Source organism: Nocardia wallacei (assembly GCF_029869545.1).
Taxonomy (GTDB): Bacteria; Actinomycetota; Actinomycetes; order Mycobacteriales; family Mycobacteriaceae; genus Nocardia; species Nocardia wallacei_A.
Genome location: NZ_JARWQD010000225.1, coordinates 1 through 16,974, shown reverse-complemented (window position 1 = coordinate 16,974; position 16,974 = coordinate 1). Strand labels below are relative to the sequence as shown.

At 68.0% G+C, this 16,974-nt stretch carries 15 protein-coding genes and 1 pseudogene; 13 read left to right on the top strand and 3 right to left on the bottom strand.

What is annotated here, in order from left to right:
• Positions 1-263 precede the first annotated feature (263 nt).
• On the top strand, positions 264-1,205 hold the full coding sequence (locus QH290_RS19260) for an oxygenase MpaB family protein (protein WP_280264960.1): 942 nt from the start codon (positions 264-266) through the stop codon (positions 1,203-1,205).
• Between the two features lie 22 nt (positions 1,206-1,227).
• Here the strand turns inward: QH290_RS19260 and QH290_RS19255 are convergent, their stop codons facing one another.
• Positions 1,228-2,985, bottom strand: coding sequence for an alpha/beta hydrolase (locus QH290_RS19255; protein WP_280384320.1), 1,758 nt, complete (start codon positions 2,983-2,985; stop codon positions 1,228-1,230).
• A 69-nt stretch (positions 2,986-3,054) separates the two neighbouring features.
• Complete coding sequence (locus QH290_RS19250; RefSeq protein ID WP_280264958.1) at positions 3,055-3,621, bottom strand: TerD family protein; 567 nt, start codon at positions 3,619-3,621, stop codon at positions 3,055-3,057.
• 199 nt (positions 3,622-3,820) lie between these two features.
• Here QH290_RS19250 and QH290_RS19245 point away from each other — a divergent pair, with 199 nt between their 5' ends.
• Together QH290_RS19245 and QH290_RS19240 are read left to right on the top strand one after the other, a co-directional pair.
• Entirely contained in the window at positions 3,821-4,267 is a 447-nt protein-coding gene (locus tag QH290_RS19245; protein WP_280384318.1) for a hypothetical protein, read from the top strand.
• A 124-nt stretch (positions 4,268-4,391) separates the two neighbouring features.
• Positions 4,392-4,610 carry a hypothetical protein gene (locus QH290_RS19240; RefSeq protein WP_280264956.1) on the top strand — a complete coding sequence of 73 codons (219 nt, stop codon included), beginning with the start codon at positions 4,392-4,394 and terminating at the stop codon, positions 4,608-4,610.
• A 6-nt stretch (positions 4,611-4,616) separates the two neighbouring features.
• On the opposite strand, the gene QH290_RS19235 is transcribed toward QH290_RS19240, so the two are convergent.
• A complete protein-coding gene (locus QH290_RS19235; protein WP_280264955.1) occupies positions 4,617-5,336 on the bottom strand; it encodes a MerR family transcriptional regulator in 720 nt (239 codons plus the stop codon).
• A gap of 344 nt (positions 5,337-5,680) precedes the next feature.
• Between QH290_RS19235 and QH290_RS19230 the strand changes: the two genes are divergently transcribed.
• The 10 genes and pseudogenes from QH290_RS19230 to QH290_RS19185 form a co-directional block, all read left to right on the top strand.
• Complete coding sequence (locus QH290_RS19230) at positions 5,681-6,082, top strand: hypothetical protein (protein ID WP_280264954.1); 402 nt, start codon at positions 5,681-5,683, stop codon at positions 6,080-6,082.
• 51 nt (positions 6,083-6,133) lie between these two features.
• Positions 6,134-7,030 (top strand): ROK family protein, encoded by an 897-nt coding sequence (locus tag QH290_RS19225; protein WP_280264953.1) that lies wholly within the window; start codon positions 6,134-6,136, stop codon positions 7,028-7,030.
• Between the two features lie 233 nt (positions 7,031-7,263).
• On the top strand, positions 7,264-8,382 hold the full coding sequence (locus QH290_RS19220; RefSeq protein WP_280264952.1) for a GAF domain-containing protein: 1,119 nt from the start codon (positions 7,264-7,266) through the stop codon (positions 8,380-8,382).
• A gap of 123 nt (positions 8,383-8,505) precedes the next feature.
• On the top strand, positions 8,506-9,456 hold the full coding sequence (locus tag QH290_RS19215) for a conjugal transfer protein (protein WP_280384316.1): 951 nt from the start codon (positions 8,506-8,508) through the stop codon (positions 9,454-9,456).
• Between the two features lie 18 nt (positions 9,457-9,474).
• Positions 9,475-9,738, top strand: coding sequence for a hypothetical protein (locus QH290_RS19210; RefSeq protein WP_280264950.1), 264 nt, complete (start codon positions 9,475-9,477; stop codon positions 9,736-9,738).
• Positions 9,735-10,271, top strand: coding sequence for a hypothetical protein (locus QH290_RS19205; protein ID WP_280264949.1), 537 nt, complete (start codon positions 9,735-9,737; stop codon positions 10,269-10,271). The genes QH290_RS19210 and QH290_RS19205 overlap by 4 nt, the downstream gene beginning before the upstream one ends.
• Positions 10,271-12,787 carry an ATP-binding protein gene (locus QH290_RS19200; RefSeq protein ID WP_280384315.1) on the top strand — a complete coding sequence of 839 codons (2,517 nt, stop codon included), beginning with the start codon at positions 10,271-10,273 and terminating at the stop codon, positions 12,785-12,787. Before QH290_RS19205 ends, QH290_RS19200 begins: the two co-directional genes overlap by 1 nt.
• Positions 12,784-15,294 carry a Rossmann-fold NAD(P)-binding domain-containing protein gene (locus QH290_RS19195; protein ID WP_280384313.1) on the top strand — a complete coding sequence of 837 codons (2,511 nt, stop codon included), beginning with the start codon at positions 12,784-12,786 and terminating at the stop codon, positions 15,292-15,294. The genes QH290_RS19200 and QH290_RS19195 overlap by 4 nt, the downstream gene beginning before the upstream one ends.
• A gap of 34 nt (positions 15,295-15,328) precedes the next feature.
• Entirely contained in the window at positions 15,329-16,234 is a 906-nt protein-coding gene (locus QH290_RS19190) for an NlpC/P60 family protein (RefSeq protein ID WP_280264946.1), read from the top strand.
• A pseudogene (locus tag QH290_RS19185) lies at positions 16,231-16,974 on the top strand (hypothetical protein); the annotation flags it as partial. The gene QH290_RS19190 and the pseudogene QH290_RS19185, both read left to right, overlap by 4 nt.

The following is a 16,974-nucleotide window of genomic DNA, read 5'->3' as shown; positions in this document are numbered from 1 at the left end:
ACACCCCCGGGCCCCGGGGCCCCCCCCCCCGGCCCCCGCGGGGGGGGGGGGGGGGGGGGGGGGGGGGGGGCGCCCCCGCGGCCGATCGGCCGCCCCGCGGGATTTCGTCACCGCCACCTCACCTCCTACGGCCCATCGTGTCAGCACCGCGTCCCGGTGCCGCGCCCGGTCCCGGCCCAAATATTACGCGACCGTTGTATTCGGCGCCCGCAATTGCTACGGTTGCGTTGTATTCGCCGCGGCAGCGCACAAAGGAGTAGCTGATGGGCTTCGATCCGACCACCCTCCGCCGGGACGATTACGGGTTCTTCGGCCCGGATTCGCCCAGCTGGAAGATCTGGACCGCCCCGACGGCCGTGATCGGCTTCCAGCGCGCGGTCGTCCTCGAGCATTTCGACCCGTTCCTGACCGCCGCCGTCGCAGATTCGAGGGGTATCTACAGCGACCCGCGCAGCCGCCTGGACAACACCTTCGCCTACTTCCTGATCGTCGCGATCGGCGACGGCCGCACCGCGATCCAGGCGTCGGAGCATCTGATGCAGGTGCACGCCGAGATGACGGGCATCGAGCCCATCAGCGGCCAGCGCTATGCCGCCAACAGCCCCGAGACCCAGCTGTGGATCCACATCACCGGCTGGCATTCGGTCCTGAAGGCGTACGAGATGTTCGGTCCCGGGCCGCTCGCTCCCGAGGAGGAGGCACGGTACTGGCAGGAGTGCGCCATCGCGGCCGAACTGCAGACCTGTAAACCGCAGGACGTGCCCCGCTCCCGCGAGGAGGTCCGCGCCTACTTCGACCGTGTCCGCCCGCGCCTGTGCAGCTCCGAGCGGGCCGAGGAGGGCATGCACCACCTGCTGTGGACCTCGCCGCGCAACGGCGCCGGGCTCTCGTATGCCCTTGGCAGCCGGTTGCTTTCGCTCGCCTCGGTCGCGACCCTGCCGAAGTGGATGCGCCGCCTCGGCGACTTCGACCGCCCCGGCATCGTGGATCTCGGCATCAAACTCCCCGCCAAGACCCTGGTGTGGATGTTCACCCGGTTCGACAAGCTCGGCCTCATCAAGGCCGCCCCCTACATCGCCCCCATGGCCGGGCAGATCCTCGAACAGCACGTCAAGATGGAACCCCCCACCAAACCCGAGACGATCACCCCCGCCGAGGCCCGCGCCCTATACAGCCTGCGCGGAACCCCCGCAGCCGCAAGCTGATTCAGGCCAGCGGCAGGCCCCGTTACTTCTCCCGGATCTCGCGGGCCCAGTCCTCGTCGAGGGCCTGGCGGATGCGGTGGGTGAGGTCGGGGGTCCAGTCGGGGGGTTGGGATACGGCGGCCCAGGCGTCGAGGACCAGGGTGCCGTAGCGGTGGCCGTGGCCGGAGGGAACCTTTTGGGCGAGTGCGAGATCCGCGCTGATCTGCCAGAAGGTGACGATGGGCCACCAGCGCACCGAGCGCGAGACGTCCGGGCCGCGCGGCTCGGACAGCCAGTCCGGGCGTTCGAACAGCAGATCCGGTGACCACCACACGATGGGGTCCGAGGCGTGCTGGAGATAGGCCACTCGCGGTGAAAGCCATTGTCCCGGTGGGTGGTTCAGGTCCTCGGCCGAGGCGGCGAATCGCGCCACCAGGCCGTCGGCGTAGACGGGCAGGATCTCCGGAGTACCCGGATCGCGACGCTGCTCCACCTCGGACCAGATGCGGTTGGAGTTCGGCGGGCCCACCCACAGCACGCCGTCGGCCTTGGCGCGGATATCGCCCAAGCCCGCGAACGCGGCCTCGGAGCCCTGCGACCCCAGGCTCTCCCCGTAGACCAGCAGTTTCGGGCGAGCCTGCGGCGGCAGCGCCGACCAGCGGGCATGCACCTTGTCGAACAGCAGCCGCCCGGCCTGCGTCGCCTTCTCCTTATCGGACAGGAACGACAGCACGCTGGGCAGGTAGGAGTACTGGGTGGCCGCGATGGCGGTATCGCCGCCGTACATGTATTCGATGGACTCGGCCGTGGTCGAATCCACCCAGCCGGTGCCGGTGGTCGTCACCAGCATCAGCACCTTGCGCTCGAATGCCTTGGTGCGCTCCAGTTCTCGCACCACCAGCTCGGCGACGGCCTCGGGATCGGGCGCGGACTCCAGGCCCGCGTAGACCCGGATCGGCTCGGTCGCCGGTCTGCCGGTGACCTCCGCGATGCGCCCGGCGGTCGGAACGAAGGAGACGAACCAGCGCCCCTCGGAGCCCAGGGTGTCCCACGGCGCCGACGACATCGGGCTGCCGGAGCGCTGCGGCAGCTGTGGCTGGGCCGCCGCCGGTGAGGTGCGGCCGTTGCGCAAACTGAACGCCGAGTTCGCCACGTCGAAGAAGGCCCGGACCAGAATGCCTTGGAACAGCAGCACGATCGCGACCGCCACGACGACGGTGCCGCCCGCCAGCGCCAGCGCGCGCGGCACCCGCAGCCGCGAATTCAACAGTCCGGCAACCTTGTTCACCGCCCACCGCAGCGCACGGAACAGCAGGATCAGCAGCGCGAGGGTGGCGAAGGCCAGCAGCTCGGTCCGCAGATACCCGGATGTGGTGGTCCGGTCCATGCCCATCAGGCTCTGGATATCGCGCTGCCAGCGCGCGGACCGGGCGAGAATCGCGGCCGCGCCGACCACGACAGCAAGGACCACCACCGCCTTCACCGCATCGCGCACGCCCTGCGGCGGGTCGGTCATCGCGGCCGGGCGCGGCGGCAGGGCGGGCAGCCGCGGGCGAATCCAGCGCCGGAACATCCACTCCAGCAGCGCGCCAACGCCGTAGCCGATGGCCGCGGTGACGCCGCTGACCAACCCCTGGAAGATCCAGGTCCGGGGCAGCAGCGACGGCGACACCGACCAGGCGAAGAAGATCGCCGCGACCACGACACCGAGGTAGCTGGGGTGCAGGGCGCGCTCGGCGGTCCGGATCCGGTCCAGTGCGCGGGCACCGAACGATTGCGTCGTCTGCTGCTCGCCGGTCATAACCAGAGTGTTGCCGGTGTCTCCGCCTACTCGCCGTTGCCACGCGGGCCGGAGTCGGCCGCGGCCGCGTCAGCGCAGGTAGGGCTCGATCAGCGGTACGGCCTCGACCGGATGGGTGGCGGGGATGCTCTCGGCGATCGGACGGTACTGCCAGCCGGACTCCGCGAGTTCCAGGACGCCCATCACGAATCCGGTGTGCGGGCCGCGCGGCAGGGGATCGCGGGTGACCTCGCGGCCGGACGCGCCGTCGACCAGGCGGCAGAAACCGTTCGCGATGCGTTCGAACGTCTGGCCGGTGTAGCAGGTGACGAGCAGGACGATCGCGGTCACCTCCGCCGGTAGCCGGGCGAGGTCGACGCTGATCACCTCGTCGTCGCCGGGCTCCTCGCCGGTGAGGTCGTCGCCGTGATGCCGCACCGACCCGTCGGCACCGCTCAGCCGCTCGTGATAGATCACGTCGACGAGCCGATCCCCGCCGAACAGCAGCGCGGCCGAATTCAGGTCGATCTCCGTCTCGCCGCCGCCGAACCACCACCACCAGGACTTGCGTCGCCGGGGCTGGGTCGGATCCCAGCCCAGCGCCATGACGACACGATCGAGTGGCGCGCCGTCTTCCCGATGCAGCGCAACGACCACCGTATTGCTCCCCTCCCCGGACCGCCCGGACTTACGTTGGGCCACAACCCTAACGGCGCGGGGGCGGGCATGCAGAGGTTCGCGCCGCTCGGGATCGGCGCCGAGAAGCGGGTTCACGGCGAACCGGCACACTGTGACAGACTGTCCCAGACAAGTTTGTGGCCGTGCATCCGGTTGCCGACCGAGGACAGGAGAGAACATGGGGCTCAGGAGGAGGAAGCGCCGGGCGAGCCAGGCGCTGGTCGAGGGCAGGACACCGAAGAATCCGGTCGTGCTCGACGCGCGCACCCCCGACAGCACCGCCGCCCGCCTGTTCGGGCTCGGCCTGGCCGGAACCGGCGCCGCCCATTTCACCGCACCCCGGGTCTTCGACCGGCTCACGGGCGTGGCGTTCCCGCGGTCGACGCGGCAGTGGACCTACAGCAACGGCTGCACCGAACTGCTGCTCGGCCTCGCGATCACGATGCGCCGCACCCGCACCCTGGGTGTCGTCGGCCTGATCGCCTACGTCGCCTTCCTCGGCAGCCGCATGGTCGGCCGCAGCGGTCCCCCGAGCGGCGCCCACAGCGGCGCCGATCGCACCCAGGCCCCGCGCTCGCGGACCGATGCACCCGCCTCCGATTCCCAGGGCTCGTCGCTGCCGTAGCCGCCGTGACCACCTGTGGTAGTCACGGGAGGCGGAAAATGACCTACGGCACAGCGGTTCCCGGTTTCGGCGGCGGGCGGACCGGCAATCCCCGTTATGGAGGCACACGGCCTGGGGAGAAGGTATGCAACAACTACGTCGGCGGTTGGAGTCCGCCGTGGCCACCGCGCAGCGGCCGCTGAACCTCGAGACCGCCACGCGGCTGCGGCGGCGCGTGGAGGCCCTCTCCCGGGAAGTGGAAACCGGCAGCTTCACCGCCGTCGAGCGGAGCACGCTGTGCCGGCTGCGGCATCAGGCGATCCAGACGGCGGAACTGGCGGTCCGGCGCGCCGATACGGGGTAGCGCCGGTCAGTGCGTATCCGCCGTCTCCTGGGGCGGCACCTCCGCGTATCGGGCGAATGCCTGGTCGAGGAGTTCGGAGGCGGCGCGGGTGGTGATCAGCCGCGCGATGGCCAGATCCGATTCGAGCTTCCTGCGGTCCTTGGGGGTGCGCTCGGACTCCTCGTAGCTCTGCCGGGCCAGGCAGTAGAACAGTTCCGAGGCGTACCAGTCCGCGATCTGGTCGCAGGCGCCGCGGAGCTGCTCGACGAGCTGGAAGGAAGCCGTCGTGGACAGCCCGGCCTCGACGAGCCGGGTGGCCAGATCGCTGCAGCGCGGATTGGTGAGCTGGTACGCGTCGAGTGGGTCGTTGCTCGTGTCGAGCACCTGCTGGATGTACTCCGGGAGCTCGGGCGCCCGCTGGTCCGGACCGGAGTCGGGCACCGCCGTGAAAGGCGTTGTCGGCGTGTCCGACGGGGACGGTTCGCTGACACCGAGCACGTCCGCCAGACCGTCGCCGCGGTCCCAGGCGTCGAGCAGTTCCCGGATGCCGTTGAGCTTCATGCCCCGACTCAGCAGGCGGCTGATCGTCTGCAGCCGATTGAGATGATCCGAACCGTAATAGCCCACCCGCCCGCGGACGTCGGGGGACGGCAGCAACCCACGCTCGTGGTACACGCGGACGCTACGCACCGTAGTGTCGGCGGCCCGCGCAAGTTCGTCGATCGTGAACTCCGACTGCACAGCCATACCTCTTAGCAAACCACAACTAACCCCGTAAAAAACGTATCGTGCCTAAACGAGCCGTTAACCAACGATACGTCTAGATCACCACTTGGTCAACGTGCCGTTGCGTAGCGGCGCAAGTGCTTGCTGCTGGTCGAATCGTCGGTTAACGTGCGGAGTACAGCAGTTCGCTGCTGGTTTCCGGGGACTGTTGAGCAGCCCCGATGCCCGCCCGACCACTGGGTCACGCCCCGTTCGCGTGCACCCTGGCATCCCCGGAGACGGCTATGACCATTCCTCAGACTCGTCGGTTACTCATCGGATCGCATACACCGACGCATATCCCGACTGTTGCTCCCAAAACTGTTGTGCCCCAGGCCGTTTCGGCAAAGAATGGGCATCGGCCGCCGTGCGCGGACGGCCCCGACGACTGGGATCTCGACGTCGGAACTCCGGAGTCGTGGCGGACCGCGGTACGAACCTGCAACAGCTGCCCCCTGTTCACCAACTGCCGTCAGCTCGCGCAGACCCTGATCGAGCGGGGCGACGGGCCGCGGGCGATGATCTGGGCCGGGGTGGCCTACGACAGCGCGGGCCGGGTCGTGGAGAACCTCGACCGCCATCGCGCGACGCCCGCCGATCACAAGCGCCCCCTGCGCATCATCCGCACCGGTACCCGGCCGGTATGCGCCGAATCCGCCGCACCCACCCCGCGGCGGCGTATCGTGCTCGGCCATCGGCTGCGGCCGGCGGCGACCGGCGGCCAGTAACCGGCTACTGTGCACGAATACTCGGAATCTAGTTCTAGCGGTGGGTAACTCATGACGTTGCTGGCTTTGGAGATCGGCCCGGCGGGGTTCGCGGCGAGCCGAGTGGCCGACGACGTCGGCGAGGACGACATCCGCAGGCATCCGATACCGGACGGTGCGGCCTGGGAGATCTGCCGGGATCTGCTGCTCGAGGTGTCCGGCGACAACGAGGTCACCGCCGTCGGCATCGCGTCGGTCGGCCCGATCGATATGGCCGCCGGGGTGGTGGCCCCGCCCGAGATCCCGGAGTGGCGCATGGGTTTCGGGATCGTCGAGGCGGTGCAGAAGCTCTTTCCCGTCGCCGCGGTCCATCTCGCGCTCGACGGTGTGTGCCTGGGCCTGGCCGAGCGCAATTTCGGGGCGACCAGCGAGGTGATGGACGCGCTGTCGATCTCGGTGTCGCAGCGGATCAGCGCCGGTGTCATGGTCGGCGGCTTCGTGGTGGTGGGCCGCACCGGCAATGCCGGGCATATCGGGCACATGCTGGTGCCCGGATTCGACGAACAGTGCGAATGCGGCGGCCGCGGCTGTCTGGAGGCGGTGGCGGGCGGCGCGGCCCTGGTGCGCTGGGCGCAGGGTCAGGGCTGGGCGGGGCGTAGCGTCGAGGAACTGGTCGAGGCCGCCGGAAACGGTGACGAGATCGCGACGTCGGCGCTGGGCCGGGCCGGAACGGCGCTGGGCCGGGCGATCGCCTCGGTGGCACCGCTGCTGGACATCGATCGGGTCGTCGTCGGCGGTGTGCTGGCGAAAGCCGGTGCACCGCTGTGGAAGCCGCTCGGCAAGGCGGTGGCGACACATGCGCGGGCGAGTTTCCTGACCGCGCTGCGCGTGGTTCCGTCGGAGCTCGGTGACGTGGGTGTGCTGGCCGGAGCCGGGGTGCTCGCGTTGACCGCGGCGCAGTCCGAGTAGCAAGCCCACCCGAATTCGGGACAAATCGGCAACGAACACGTTAACGTCGGATGATCCGCAGCTGATGCGGGTCTTACCGAGCCGTATCGGCACTGTGCCCGAAGATCCCGCTTGAATGAACCGTTGTACAACGGTACATTGCCTGATGTCAGGTGATGGCTCGATCGAGCCATGATCCGGAGGAACGGCTGGTACAGGCAAGCGCGATGCGAAGTGACGCAGTGATCCCATGGGTGACGATCGAAACGCTGGCGCCGGACACGATGTCCGTGGCGTCGGTGGGAGAGGCGCCGCGCGACTTCGCGGGGTGGCAGCGCGTCCTGCAGCGGCTGCTGAGCAAGATCCCGGCGGTGTACGACAGCCTCTCGACGGCCCGGATCGCGGAGGCGATGCGGGCGGTCCGTGATCGGGCCGAGGAGGTCGACCTGCGGATACCGACGCGGTCGGGCGCACATCTGCTGAAGATTCAGCCGATCTTCGGCCCGGCGGGCGACGTGCACGCCATCCGCCTGTGGCTGGGGCCCGCCACGGCACACGTCCCCGAGCCGCGTCCCGCGGTCGGTGCGATCTGGGACCTGTCCACCCAGACGCTGCAGCAGCCCAGCGGAATCACGCAGCTGTCGGGCATCGCGGCCGAGGAGTACGTGCCGCGCATGTCCATCGCCGAGCTGTTCCACCGGATGTCGGCGTTCGATCGGCATGCCGAGGTGCTCGATCTGATCTACGCGCCGGCGCCGGGCAGCAAGATGCAGTTCGACGTCGCGGTCCCGCACGGGTCGGGGCGTCCGGGCCAGTGGCGCATCACGATTCGCGCCCGCGACGACGCGCGCACGCGCGGCGCCTGGTGGCTCATCGAGGACGTGTCGACGGAGGCACTCCCCGCATCGTGGTCGACGCTCGAGCGGGTGGGGCTGCGCGAGGCGCACCGCCGGGCCGGGACTCATCTCGCGGTGGTGCAGCTCGAGCACACCAGCATTTCGCACTGGCTCACCGACCCGGCGCCGTGGGTCCGCTGGGATTACCTGTTCCGGCCGACCGACGTATTCCATCCCGACGACCGGAACCGGCTGATCGAACTCGGCGACCGCCTGCGCTCGGGTGACACCGCGGGCGTCACCGTCCGCGCGCTGAATTACGGGGGCGGCTACACCCCGACATCCCTGCTGCTGTATCCGTATCCGGGATATTCGAGTCGGCAGCTGGCGATCGCGCAGCTGGTGCGGGTCGCCGACGACGTGCCCATGCTGGAGCATCGACAGGTCGTGGAGCCGCGGCTGCACGGTCCGATCGGTTACGACGATCAGCTGCGTCACTGGCTGGCCGACCGCATGAAACGCACCCCCGCGTACTGATATTCGCCCTTCCCAGAGACGGGAACAGCGGCGGAAATGGAAGCGTTCACCCTCTCTACCATTTCGAGAGTGCGGCTAGCGGTTGGCAGAACGGCGGATTCGGGCGATGAGTTACTTCGCCGGATGGCCGCTCGCCGCCGCCGCGACAACGCGATCATCGCCGTGCTGGCCGTCCTGGCGGTCCTCGGCGGTGGCCGGACCATCATCGGCTGGTTCACCCCGCCACCACCCAAGCCCTCCGACAAGACCACGGTGTCGATCGTCGGGCACGCGCAGCTGGCCGAGTCGTTCGCCGAGGAGTTCGTGGTGACGTATCTGGGGGCGACCGGCGGTCAGCAGGATCGGCTGAAGGAATTCGTCGATCTCGGGCAGCAGGTCCACCTGCCGACCACCGCGCGGCAGGTGTCCGAGCCCATCGTCGTCCACGCCACGCGCGATGTCGGGAACGCTCAGCTCGAGGTCTGGTCGGTGACGGTTTCCGTGCGGCCCAAGGCTTCCGGCGGTGCGGCGGGTCCGCGCGAGTACTACCGGGTCGCCGTATCGGTCGCCGCCGACGGGCGCATGCGGGCCCTGGCACTTCCGGCGGCGGTCGCCCCGCCGGGCCGGGGCGAGGACCTGATGCTGCGATACACGTCCACCTGCGGGGCCGACACCCCGGTCGCGCAGGTGGCCAGCGGATTCCTGGCGGCCTTCCTCACCGGGAACGGCGACGTCACCCGGTACGTCGCGCAGAACTCGGGGATCGCCGCCCTGCAGCCCGCGCCCTTCACGTCGGTGGAAACGCCCTCGGTCGGTGCCGAGGACGCCGACTGCGGTATCAGCAAGTCCACCGCCAAGGTGCTGGCCACCGTCAATCCGAAGGCCGGAGCGGGTGCCGCGCCGACGCTGGCCTATCCGCTGACGATGGTCCGCACCGCGGGGCAATGGCAGGTGCAGGCCATGGATTCGGTTCCCGCCCTGAAGAACCCGCTCACCGTGGTCGCCGGTGGTGGCAACACCGCGGGCGCCCCCGCGGGCGCCACCAGCACGTCGCCCTCGACCGCGGTGTCGATCCCACCGGCGACACAGAACTGATCCGGAAAGGGCAGTCTCATGGGTAGTCAATTCGGCGTCATACTCTCCGAGGTGTTGCAGTTCGTCCGCTGGGCGGGCCTGATCTGCCTCACCATCGTGATTCTCGGGATCTTCCTGTCCGAGGCCGCGAGATCCCGGCTGTCACCGGGCCGGATCATCGTCGTGGCCGCGACCGGCCTGCTGGCCGCGGTCCTGTTCTGGCTGCTGCCGACGCTGGTGAACTACGCCCGCGTCGACTCCAACGCCGTCGTCCCGGATCACCCGATCGGGAGCTATCAGTGACCCAGGTGATCAAGGTGTTCACCCCGGTCAAACGGGTGCCCACCATGATCGGCAAGTCGCAGAGCGGGCAGAAGCTTCCGTTCGGGCCGTACACGCTGCCGCAGATCGTGGTCGGGATGGTGCTGCTGCTGATCACCTCGGTTCTGGCGATGACGCTACCGGCGAATCCGGCCGTCACATTCGTGGCGGGCACCGCGATCACCATCGGCGCGTCCTTCGGGATCGGGCTGGTGCCCTACACCGGGGTGCGGCTCACCTCGAGGATCCTGTGGGTGGGGCGGCTGCTGGTGGTCCGCAAGCCGGCGTCGGCGTCGGGGATGCCGGTGACCGAGGAATCGGCCCGGCACACCCTGTTCATCGAGGAGAGCGTGGTCGTGCTGCTGCCCGACCGCGGGGACGACTCGGATCGGGAACGTCGGCCGATGACGTCGATGGCGAGCGCCCAACCTCTGTCAGTCCTCGACCGGTGGGCCGGCGCGTCGGCCCTGGTCGGCGGAGACGGCGACGACGCGCTGTCAGGAGCGAGCCGCTGATGGCCTTCGAACGCGATATCCAACCCACGGCCGCCGTGCGTGGCAACCTGCAGTTCACCCATTCGGGGCTGGTCACCGCGACCTATTTCATCAACCCGCTGGGTTATGGATTGCGTAAGGCCAACGACAAATTCGATGTGAAGGCGGCGCACCACGCGCTGATCAACAACCTGCCCAACGGATCATTGCTGCTCGGAATTCAGGCGCGGCTGAATACCCTCGACGTGTTGAGCAAGATGGTCGAGGGCATAGACCTCGACGAGTGTGAGGACTATGCGCTGGAGGTGGTCGCCTCCTACGAGCGGGTGCAGGCGATTCTGCCGCGGACTCGGATATTCCTGTTGTCGATCCCGGTAGGTACCACGAATCCGGGGATCTCGTCGTTGTCGAGGGTGTGGCGGGGTGGTTCGACGACATTCGATCCCGCGTCCATCTCGCGGTCCGATCTGGACGCGTTCGACGACAAGGCCAACGAGATCCTGTCGCGCGTCGGCGGCGATTTCGATCCGGTTCCCGTGCCCGCGTCGATGTTCCAGTGGCTGTGGGAGCACTACCTGTCGCGGGGTGCGGCCGGGGACCCGGTCGCGCCCACCCGTGCCGGAGTTCTCGACGATGTGACGGCGGCGGTGTTTCGATCCGCCGCGTTGGACGAAGGGGCGCAGGCCGACAGTAAGCGCCGGTTCCGGCCGTCGTTCGTTCCGGTGATCAAGGTCGTGCAGCCCGATTACGAGTTCAGGCCGTCCTATCAGGCGATGCTCACGCCGCACTCGTTTCCCTACGCGGGCATGACCTTTCCCGGGGGGAGCGAGTTCCTGAGCGTTCTCGAGGGCGTCGGTGACGCGACGATCGACTGGGCCATCCGGGTGTCGGTCAAGCCCGCCGAGATGGTGCTCAAGAACAACGAGCTGAATTTGCGGCGGCTGGGTGAGCAGATGGATCAGCGGGATCAGGAGGTGTCCTTCGCGCAGAACACCCTGATCTCGAAGGCCCAGATGCTGGCCGAGTACAACCAGCACTTCGAGGTCAACAGCGGCGAGTCGGAGGTCTCGTTCACCACGGTCATCGCGGTCGGCAGCGCTTCGCACGACGAGACCATGGACGTGGTCAACACCCTCAAACGCCGGTACAAGCGGTTTCAGGTCGAGATGACGACGCCGCTCGGCGCCCAGGTCGATCTGTGGTCGATGATGGTGCCCGGCAGCCCGGCCCGGCGCGCGTACGACGATTTCGCCCACATCCTGCCCTCCGATATGTGGTCGGGTTTCGTGCCCTTCACCACCAGCCAGATCGGCGACGACAGCGGCCCGGTGATCGGCGTGAATCTGCTGTCCGGGAATTTCGAGCCGATCCATTTCGGCATCATGGAGGCGGCGCTACACGATATGTCCGCCTCGTTCGCGGTCACCGGCGAGCTCGGATCGGGAAAGTCGTACTTCCTCAAGCTCATGGCCGTCCTGGTGCACGATATGGGTGGCCAGTTCCTCGCCATCGATCGCAGTCAGGTGGGCGAGTGGGAGCATTTCGCCGCTTCCATCGACGACGCCGTCGTCATCGACCTGAGCAATCCGACCGTCTCTCTCGACCCGTTGCGGTTGTTCGCGCCGAAGGTGGCGGGGGAGCGGACGCTGGATTCGATTCTTCCGCTGCTGGATCTTTCGCCGACCAGCGGTCCGGGCGCGGCGCTCGGAACCTTGCTGACCCCCAAGGGAATTGCGGAGCACGGGATTCGCAGCATGATGGATCTGTTTCATGCGGTCCGCAGGCTGCGCGAGCGGTCGGACGGCGACGAGTATGCCGATCTGACCGCGCGGCTGGGGACGATCGTCGAACGGGTGCCGGTGCTGTTCGACGCGCGCCTGCCACCCTTGCGGCTCGATGCCGCGGCGACGGTCATTCGCAGCCACAATGTGGCGTTGCCGACCGCCGAGGAACTCACGACGCCGCATCTGTACAACCGTCTGCCGCTGACCAAGCGGCTGGGGACGGCGCTGTACGAATTGGTCGGTGTCGCCGCCCGGGAAGCGTTTCTCAACGACAACGGCCGGTTCGGGCTGCTCGTCGGAGACGAGGCGCACCATTTCACGCAGACACAGGTCGGTTCGGCCGTCACCTCCGACTTCAGCCGCGACGGTCGTAAACACCTGGCGGCCATCGGATTGGCGTCACACGATCCCGCGACCGACTTCCAAGGGGCGGCGCACAATCTGATCCCGAATCGGTTCGTGTTCCGTCAGCGTGACGAGACCTTGGCACGCAACAGCCTGGAGTGGCTGGGTGTGGACCTGAAGGAAGCGCCGTTCCTGCTGCAGATCCTGCGGGAGGAAACGTCCCCGGCGACCGGTCCCGGTCGGACGGTGCCGGAGGAGCGACGGGGCGAGATGTTCATGCGTGACGCGCTCAACCGCATCGGCCGGGGCAAGATTCTCGGGCCCGCCCGGCCCGACCGTGCCGACGCGATCAGCAGCACGCCGGGGGTGGTGCGTGCCGTGCTGCCGGAGCGGCAGGTGGTGTCGTGAAGTCGGATGATCCGAAGGGCCCCAGACGCGATCGGTGGATCACCGAGCGGCCCTGGGAGCTGGAGTATTTCGATCCCGAGCGGTGGCGGCCGCTGGAATTGTGGCGGCGTGCGGGCGTATGGATCGGCGCGACCCGGCGACGCCGGTGGACGGCGTGGGCGCTGGTCGTCGTCTTCATGGTGTTCGTGTTCCCGATGGCGGTGGGCTCCGTGGCGATCGCGCAGTCCGGCTCCGGGACGGCGACGGCCAACGGCCTCGGTTTCCTGGAGGTCAGGGATTCGTCGGGTGTGGACGTGTCGCAGTACACCTTCGCCACCAATCACGGCGGCATCCTGAACCCCGGGAAGACGTTCATCTCGTCGTTCATCGTGATTCTGTTCGCGGGCTGGCTGTTCATCGCCCAGTCGCTGGTGTGGTTGGTGGGCAAGGGGATCGACCTTTCCTGGCTGGACACGTTCCGGCAGCCGCTGCTGGGCGCCGCGCAAAGCTTCGCGGATCAGATCGGCACGCTGGCGGTGTCGTTCACCGCGGCCGCCATCGGGGCCTTCTTCATCGCGTACTTCATCGTGCGGGGATTCATCGCCAAGGCCATTCGGCAGATCGTGGCCATACTCCTCGCCGCTACCTTCTCCGGCTTCTTCCTGACGAATCCGATGGCGCACGAGCTCAGCACGGACGGCTGGCTCGCGCAGGGCCGGGACGTGGGCCTGTCCGTCGCGGCCGGGCTGAACGGGAACAGTAATCCGAATCCGAACGCCCTGATCCCGACGTTGCAGGCCACCATGGCCGACAACTTCATTCGGAAACCGTTGCAGGTATGGAACTTCGGCCACGTCGTCGATACCCGTCCCGAATGCAAGGCGATGTGGTCTACGGCCACCACGGTGGGGGACGAGGATCAGATAAAAGAGGGGATGAAGACGTGTGGGGACTACGGCGCGTACAAGTCCGCCGATAATCCGCGCGCCGCCCAGATCGCGATCGGGTTCCTGTTGATCCTCATTCAGATTATTCTGTTCGTGGGCTTCGGGTTCATGATCGTGAATCTCACCCGCGCGGTCATATCGATCTTCATTCACGGGTTCATGATTATTTTCGGATTCGCTGCGGGAGCGTATGTCTACGGCCCCTCGCAGACCTTCCTCGTGAGAAATCTGGTGAGTACCTGGTTCGCCGTCCTACGGTTCATGGCGTATTGTGCGGCGACCGGATTGATCCTGCTCCTCTCCGACAGCATCATGCGGCAGGCCGGTGGTAACGTGTTGCCGGTTCTGGTGTTGTGGGCGTTCTTCATGGTGGTCGGTGTCGTCGAGTTCCGGCATTTGCGTGACAATATGCAGACCAGCTCCGATTGGGTGGCGAACCGGACGGCGCTGGCCATTCAGGGAGCGGGGGGATCCGGCGGCGGCGGTGGCGGTGGACGCGCACTGGGTATGGGGGACTCCAGCCCGGGTCCGAACCATTTCAAGATGATGGCGGCAATGGCGGGCGCGAACACCATCTCCAACTTCGCGCCGTTCGAGTGGATGGTGGGCGCGATTCCAGGGTTCGGTCACCCGGGCTCGAAGCAGAAAGCGGACGAGGCGAAGCAGAAGAGGGCCCTGTCAAAGGAAAAACGATACGGCGGCAAGCACGGCTGGAACTATATCAATAATATGAAATGGGAGGCGCTGTCCGTCGGCGCCCGGAACGCGGCTCGCCAGTACGGCGGAGTCGACACCATCCTGGGTAACGCGGCCGCGGTGCAGGGCGTGGTCGACAGGGGTGCCTTCGCGAGCGACGCCTTCGCCGCGATCATCGGCGCAGGGGGGAAGAACGAGGGTATGGCTCACCTCGCCCAGGAATCCCGGGGCGTCGTCAACCGGATGGGTGCCAACGAGCCGTTCAAGGACAAGGACCTGTCACTGCTGGCCGCTTCGGTGCGGCACGCTCAGAACCGGTCGATTTCCCTCCTGGACGGTACCGGCGCGACCCACGCGGAGGTTGCGGCCGATTTCGGGACGATGTACGAAGCGGCGAAAATGTATCGCGGTACTCAGATGGGTGGCAGTATCCACCTGACGCAGGAGCAGAGGAATTGGGCACTGAGGTACATGTCCGATACTACGCCGCTCGCGGACAAGGACAGCATGATCGCCGCTCTGAACGACATCTCCCATAAAGGCAGGATAACTGGCCCGGCTCCGGACGTTCACACCCAGGAATTGTATAATATGGGCATCGATCACGTGGGTGCGGAGCGCATGCGCCGATGGATCACCAATGAGCATGCATTGCGAATCGAGAGGACTGCCGAGACCTTCGTGGGGGACGTCACCAACCTCGACGCCATGCGCAACCTTCGAAACGAAACCTACGAGGCGATCAGAACTCATAATCTGATCAACGGAGACAACAAATCCTCGCCATCGCTTTCCGTGACACCGACTTCGGGCACCATGCACCACCGGGATCAAGAATGGGCGCGGACGATGGCACCGGTAGCTCAGATGAGGTGGAGAAGGTAGTTCACCACGACTTCCGATCGGGACAGGAGGAATTATGAAGTTCGGCCGACTCATCCTGTTCTCGCTGGTCCCTTTCCAGGTGTGGTTGTTGTTGGTGGCGCTGCTGGCGGTGTTGGGGGTGCTGGCGGGGGCGGGCATTCTGGTCGTGCTCGCGGTGGGCGAGAACGCGTCGTCCGCGGCCGCGGATTTCCGGTACCAGTGCGACAGCGCGCTCGGCCCCGACCCGTCCGCCACCGAGACGGCCACCCCCACCACGTCGGCCGGCCCGCGCACCGGATCCGCCCGCGAGACCATGTCGCCGTCGGATATTCCGACGACCAATCCGTACGCGGAGATGACCATCGCGCCCGACGACGCCGAGGCGTCGGCGTGGCAGCGGTCGTGTCTGACCGCGATGCGGTCGGCGCCGTACCAGCTTCCGGCGCTGGACACCGTCAACCGCGGCCCCGCGGTCGACTGCGCCCGCGACGTGGCCCTGATGCAGCTGCGCGGGCGGTCGGCCGGGGAGGGTGCGGCGCGAGGCGTCGCGGACGACGCGACGCTCACGCAGTATGTGATCGGCCGGGCTTCGGAAGCGGCGGTGACGGGGCGATGTGAGCTGTCGACGACGACGGGAGCCGCGGGTGGGGGAGGTGCCGTGGCCTCCGGGGGAACCGCGGGCGCGTGCTCGCGGTCGACGACCACCGCTTCGGAGGTCGTGATACTTCCGAGCACCATTGCGGGACAGGCGGTCTGCGGTCAGCGCGTCGATCCGCACGCGACGTCGGCGGGGGATCTGGTCTTCTGGGATTACCGCTCGCACGCTCCGACCCGGGTCGGGGTGGCTGTCGATGCGCTGCACGTGATCACCAGCGATCCGAGCACGGGACAGGTTGTCGAGCAGACGATCCCGAGCGGGCGCGATGTGCGGGTGAAGCGGGTGCTGAAGGGGGCGACGTGACCAGCGCGGAGGTGTGGCCGACGGCGGTCGAGCCGGTCGCCGACGAGGCCGGGACCGGAAAGGCCGCGGCGGAAGGGAATCCGGCGCCCGGGTCGGAGACCCCGTGGACCCGGCGGCGGACGCCGACACCCCGTCTCACCTCGCCGTGGGCACCGAGCCAGCCGGGCGGGTCGCAGCCGGGTGCGGCGGCTCCACCCGGGGCGGCGGCGCCCGGACACGGCGGGCAGTCACAGCTGGCGAATCCGAATCAGCTCGCCCCGCCGCCGACGATCGGGCCGAAGCAGGCACAGCCGGGGCAGGTCGCACCCGGCTCAGGCCAGGCTGCGCCCGCGACGGCCGCGCCGGAGCAGGCCGGTGCGCCGCAGGCGGTTCCGGCCGCACCACCGCCCGCCGAGCCGGAGCCGCTGGTCGACCCGGACATGGTCGCCAGCCTGGCCCCGGCCGCGCTGCAGGCGGGCGCGATGGCGGCGGGAATGCTGCCCATGATCGCCTCGGCGCTCGCGGGACTCGGCGGCGGTGGTGCCGGGACCGGCCAGGGCGCGGGGACCGGCAGCGATGCCGCGGATGGTTCGGGAACCGGCGACGGCGCGGTGGACGTCGCGGGTTTGTCTCCGCAGGCGCAGAAGGCGATCAAGGTCCTCGAGAAACTCAAAGAGGTCTACGGCGACAAGGAAACCGACGACCCCGAAGTCAAAAAACTCCGCAACGAACTCGGCGTCGGCAAGACCGGCACCGGCGCC